The organism is Pseudomonas sp., assembly GCF_037994325.1.
In the GTDB taxonomy this organism is placed as follows: domain Bacteria; phylum Pseudomonadota; class Gammaproteobacteria; order Pseudomonadales; family Pseudomonadaceae; genus Aquipseudomonas.
In genome coordinates this window covers 1-4,925 of sequence record NZ_JBBNAH010000275.1, presented here as the reverse complement: position 1 = coordinate 4,925, position 4,925 = coordinate 1, and the positions used below count along the sequence as shown (strand labels likewise).

5 protein-coding genes are annotated in these 4,925 nt (G+C 61.4%); 2 read left to right on the top strand and 3 right to left on the bottom strand.

Annotated elements, in window-relative coordinates; translation table 11 throughout:
* Positions 1-293: 293 nt before the first annotated feature.
* Both AAAB16_RS09245 and AAAB16_RS09240 read left to right on the top strand, forming a co-directional pair.
* On the top strand, positions 294-1,472 hold the full coding sequence (locus tag AAAB16_RS09245) for a tetratricopeptide repeat protein (RefSeq protein ID WP_340663073.1): 1,179 nt from the start codon (positions 294-296) through the stop codon (positions 1,470-1,472).
* Between the two features lie 67 nt (positions 1,473-1,539).
* Entirely contained in the window at positions 1,540-2,661 is a 1,122-nt protein-coding gene (locus AAAB16_RS09240; protein WP_340663072.1) for a polysaccharide deacetylase family protein, read from the top strand.
* Between the two features lie 18 nt (positions 2,662-2,679).
* On the opposite strand, the gene AAAB16_RS09235 is transcribed toward AAAB16_RS09240, so the two are convergent.
* From AAAB16_RS09235 to AAAB16_RS09225, 3 genes are all read right to left on the bottom strand, one after another.
* Positions 2,680-3,477, bottom strand: a complete 798-nt coding sequence (locus AAAB16_RS09235) for a thioesterase family protein (RefSeq protein ID WP_340663071.1) — start codon at positions 3,475-3,477, stop codon at positions 2,680-2,682.
* 264 nt (positions 3,478-3,741) lie between these two features.
* Complete coding sequence (locus tag AAAB16_RS09230) at positions 3,742-4,509, bottom strand: CHAD domain-containing protein (protein ID WP_340663070.1); 768 nt, start codon at positions 4,507-4,509, stop codon at positions 3,742-3,744.
* Positions 4,510-4,527: 18 nt separating this feature from the next.
* The coding region (locus tag AAAB16_RS09225) for a DUF4129 domain-containing protein (protein ID WP_340663069.1) at positions 4,528-4,925 on the bottom strand (398 nt) is incomplete at its 5' end.

Sequence of the window (4,925 nt, the reverse complement as noted above, 5' to 3'; positions counted from 1 at the left end):
GGTTAGAGGGGGGGAGACATGAGTTGGTTTGAAGTGTCGTCCCCCTCGCCACTCTGGATTCCCGCCTACGCGGGAACGACGGGGTTGTTGGGGAGAAGGTTGTCATTTTCGGGCTGCGGCTTTAAGTGCCTTCATTTGCTGCCACCCCGTTAACCAAACCTGTGATTCCCACCACCTTTATATCCCCACGCTCCCATGTCGCCACGCCCTTCCCTTCCGCTATAGTGGCGCCCGCTCCCGGCCGCCTTTTTACTGCGCGGCAGAGCCTTCTTACCCCTGACATGGAGGTCGCCATGCGTGCGTCCCTTTTGCGTTGTACCGCTAGCCTTTTGCTGAGTTCGGTGGCCGTTTTGGCCCAGGCTGAGCAGTTGCCGATTGAAGTGCTGAGTGCGGTGGTGAAGAACCAGAAAATCGCCGGTGCCCAGGTGCTGTTGCAGAAGAACGGCGCGCAAACGGTGGTGGGCACTACCGATGCCCAGGGCCAGGTTACGCTGACCAGCGACTTTGCTGATGATGGCGACAGCCTGCTAATCATCAAAAAAGACGGCTATTCCAATCTGGTGAGCAAGTGCCCGTGCAAGGGCCTGACCTATGCCATCAGCCCGGTGATGGAGAGCCTGGACGGTATGCGTGTGGTGCTCACGTGGGGCAGAACCCCCGATGACTTGGATTCGCACATTGCTTACCCCGGCAACCATATTTATTTCGAGGCTAAACAGGGCCTGAGCGCCAACCTGGATGTGGATGACACGGACAGCTTTGGCCCGGAAACCGTGACGCTGGAGAAGAAGCGTTTTGGTGAGACCTATGTGTATGCCGTGCATGACTACACCAACAGCAACAACCCGCAGGGCCGCGACCTGAGCAACAGCCAGGCCAAGGTGTTTGTGTATGTGGGGCAGTCGTTGGTGCGCACCTATTACGTGCCGAAGAATAAGGTCGGCAACCTGTGGACGGTGTTCCGCATTACCGGCGCTGGCGAGTTTCAGGACATCAATACGTTTGACGGCGTGACGGTGGAAAGCGCCCAACTCGGCCGTTTGTTGAAGCCGTTGCAAGACGATAGCCAGGTGATTACCGAGCAAACCGCCAGCCCCGGCGCGCAGGCTTCGGCCAAGGCGCTGAACACTAAGGGTGAAGCGGCGTACCACGACAACAAGCTGGACCAGGCCATTGAGTATTTCCTGCAGGCCATTGAGCTAAACGGCGCGTTTGGTCAGGCCTATAGCAACCTCGGCTTGGCCTATCAGAAGGCTGGCCGCACCGCCGAAGCCATCTGGGCTAACCGTAAGGCGTTGGCCTTGGCCAGCGGCGCAACGGCGCCGACTGTGCGGGCGAGTTCGTATTACAACATCGCGCGTATTTATGAAGCCGCAGGACAAAAGGACGACGCCCTGGCGCAATACAAGTTGGCCAAAGAACAAAAGGCCAACCCGGTGTACGACAAGGCAATCGAACGCCTTAGCCAATAACCGCACGTTTATCTATTGAGTTACACAGCGCGCCTTTTTAGGCGCGTTGTTGTTTGGGGAGTGCAGCATGGTTAGGCGGTTTTTGTGGGTGGCAGTTGCCCTGCTGGCGAGCACCGCGCAGGCGGCCGGGCCGCAGCGTATGGCAACGATGGACCGCTCCGGTTGGACGCAGCCGCTGAACAGCACATCGGCGTTCGACACGGCCTCGCGGGCAGAAATGTTGATGTTTGGCAAAACCCTGCTGGCCAGCGAAGGCTTGGCCGAGCCCGCGCTTAAAGAGCAGTTGGGGGTCAAGCAGGTCAATCTGGTGTCCCTGGAGGCGGTACGTCAGCGCTTTTGGCTGGAGCTGTTGAAGAACTATCAGCTGGCTTCGGCGAGCTGTGCGGCGGAGTCGGCGTTTTGCCCGGCGATCCGCGACCTGGGCACGTTGCGTCAGCAGGCCAGCGAGTTGGTGGTGCCGCCCACCTACGCGGCGTGGGCCACGGCCAGTGAAGCGTTCCACCGCAGCTACCTGAACGAGCAGTTGCGCCTGGCGGCGTTGTTCCCCGCTATCAGCAGTGAAATTGCTGTGTTCTCCGCGCTGGAGCGCACGGGCGACGAAATGGCCGATCGGCAGTTTTTACTGACCTTCGACGACGGCCCCACGCCCAACGTCGGTAACAGCGAAAAGCTGATGGCGGTGCTGGCCGAGCAAAAACTCAGCGGTATTTTTTATGTGCTGGGCACTAACTTTCAGGCGCGCTTGCAGCACAGCTCGGCGCAGGCGATGCGCAGTTTGTACGCCGACCAATGCGTGGGGCTGCACGGCTGGGAACATAAATCCCACGGGCAATGGGCCGACTGGCAAAGCTCGGTGACGCGCTCCCAAGCCCTGGTGCAGCAAACCCTGCCCGACAACTACGTCGGCTGGTTCCGCCCGCCCTACGCGCAACGTAAACCCGATAGCGGCGAGTTTTTTAAACAACAGGGCTTGCAGGTGGGGTTGTGGAATATCGACTCGCAGGACTGGAGCAGCAAAGTCAGCACCGATGCCGCTGGGCAGCGTGTGCTAACCCTGATGCTGCTGTGGCGCCATGGGGTGATTTTGTTCCATGACATCCACAGCAAAGCGCCGGTGGCGGTGCCTTGGGTGGTGAAGGCAACGCAAGGGAGTGGCGTGAGTTGGCAGGGTTGCCATGGGTATCGGTAAACCCCTGCAGGAGCAGGGTTAACCGAACACGGTCACGGTCTGCCGGCTCAGCGCCACCAGCTCTCCGGCGGGCGTCCATAGCTGCGCGGCAATATGCCCGTAGCCATCACGGGCGTATTCGATTTGGGCGCGGTAGTGGCACCAGTCTTCGGTGGTCAGCGTCGGCACGGGTTGCACGAACTCGATGGTCCAGGTTAGCGAGCTACCCGGCGCCGGGCTCTTTAGGTACGGCAGCACGGCTGGCGGCCAGGCATCCACCAGCGCCAACAGGTGCGCTTCGGTGACCGCACTCACCTGCTCTTCGCCACGCAGGCGCACATAGCCGCCCATTTCCCGCGACGGTGTGTTGCTAAACGGCATGCCGCCAATGGCCCAGCGCATGGCCAGGTAGCGGGTGAATTCCGGGGTGACGCCTTTTAGGTAGGGTAACTCCGGGCACTCCTCCACCGCCTTCATCGTTGGTGCTGGTTCGGCCGGCACGCTGATTACCGACTCACGGCCCGCACCAAAACTGCCCTGTACGATGGTCACCACCTGGCCGTTCTGCACGGCTCGCCCTAGCACTTGGCTAACCGCTTTGCCTTCGCGCAGCACTTCGGCTTCCAGGCTCACGGGCGTGTCGACCGCCAACGGGCCAACAAAGGTAATCGCCAACGAACGCACCGGCCGATCTACCGGCACCACGGCGCGCATGGCCTCATACACCAACATCGCCGCCAGCCCGCCAAAACCTGCGCGGCCCTGGCCCCATTCAGCAGGCACCACCACGGCTTGAGGGTTGCTGCGCACAGCGTTGATCAATTCGGAAAAGGTCATAGAAATCTCAGACGGAAAAATGCGTAGCTGATGGTAGGGGAAGTGGGCGACAGGACGGAAGCGCCGGAACGTGCCGGTTTAGCCAATTGGCCGGGGGATTTGGACCTTCATACCATTGTGCGCAAGCCAACGGGCGGCCTAGCGGATATAACGCAGCGTCGCCCCCGCGCAGGCGGGCCCAGAATCGAACAGGCCATGGCGGCCCTGCCAACAACCTGGATCCCCGCCTTCGCGGCGATGACGTTGGCGTGCCCACCCCACAATTCAAACCGTCGAGGTCGCCGCCAGGCGTTCCAACGCCACGTCAGAACGTTGCTCCGCTTGCGCTAATTCCTGCTGCCACTGCCCTACCAATGGCGCTAATTCCGCCTCTTGCTCGGCGCGCGCCAGCCATTGCAAGCGGTCGTGCCAGGCGCCAAGGGCGTTTTGCGCTTGCCTGAGGGCTTTGATGTGTTTGCTGGGCAGGTTGACTAGCTGCGGATAGGTGTCGGCGCAATAGCGCACCCGTTTGATCAGAATGCGCAGGCGATGGCGATCGTGTTCAGGGTCGGCCATGGCCTCGCTCAGGCGCTGGCTTTCTTTGGCCAGTTGTTTCGTCACGTAGGCTTTTAAATGCTCGGGCGCCGCATCGTGCATCGACTGCCGGAAAAAACCCGGCCACAGGTCCAACGCGCGCTGCACACGCAAGGCTTCGGCGCTGCCGAGCAAGGCCTGGTACTGCTTGGGCAGCTCGCGCTGACGCCTGGCGATCACCGGCTCCATACCGGCATGTCGATGCAGTTCGGCGAGCAGCACTTCACTGTCACGCACCGGGCTGCTGATACGACCCAAGGCCGCAGCGGCGTTTACCAGTGGGTCATGCTCAATCAGCTTGCGAAACGGCCGCAGCAGGCTGCGCAGTTTACGTAAGGCGATGCGCACATCGTGCAGCGCTTCAGCGTCGGTGTTGGCCGCCAGGCGTTCACGGCTGGCCAATAGGTTGATTTCCAGCAGTAGCACCCGGGCAACCAGGGCATCAACAAACTCAGACATGGGTAAAACCCTTAGCAATCAATCGCGCAGCAACAGGCGCAAAGGCAAGGCCCGCCGCAGTGCGCGCAGTTCACGCTGCAACTGCTGGGGCGAGGCTGGCGCACCGCCGTAGCGCTGCGCCTCAAAGGAATCAGCAAAGGCACGAATGTGCCCCAGCTGCGCCGGTAACGCCAGCTCGGCGCGCTGCGCAAACGCCCGCGCCCCCTCCCCTGGCTGGCGGCGCACACCATGGCGGGCTAGCAGCCGTTCAAAACGCAGGTAAAGCCGTTGCTGCACATCGCGCTCACGCCGCCACGGCTTGAACAACCACAGGGCAATCAGCAACAACACCGTGCCGCCACCGCCCACCAGGGCCAGCACCAAGTCGCGGGCTTCGAGGCGGCCGAACCATTTTTGTAGCAGTTGCAGTTGCGCAC

Bases quoted from the DNA above. Each gene is read 5' to 3' on its own strand.
- AAAB16_RS09240 (WP_340663072.1), top strand. From the start codon at position 1,540: ATGGTTAGGCGGTTTTTGTGGGTGGCAGTTGCCCTGCTGGCGAGCACC.
- AAAB16_RS09235 (WP_340663071.1), bottom strand. From the start codon at position 3,477: ATGACCTTTTCCGAATTGATCAACGCTGTGCGCAGCAACCCTCAAGCC.
- AAAB16_RS09245 (WP_340663073.1), top strand. From the start codon at position 294: ATGCGTGCGTCCCTTTTGCGTTGTACCGCTAGCCTTTTGCTGAGTTCG.
- AAAB16_RS09230 (WP_340663070.1), bottom strand. From the start codon at position 4,509: ATGTCTGAGTTTGTTGATGCCCTGGTTGCCCGGGTGCTACTGCTGGAA.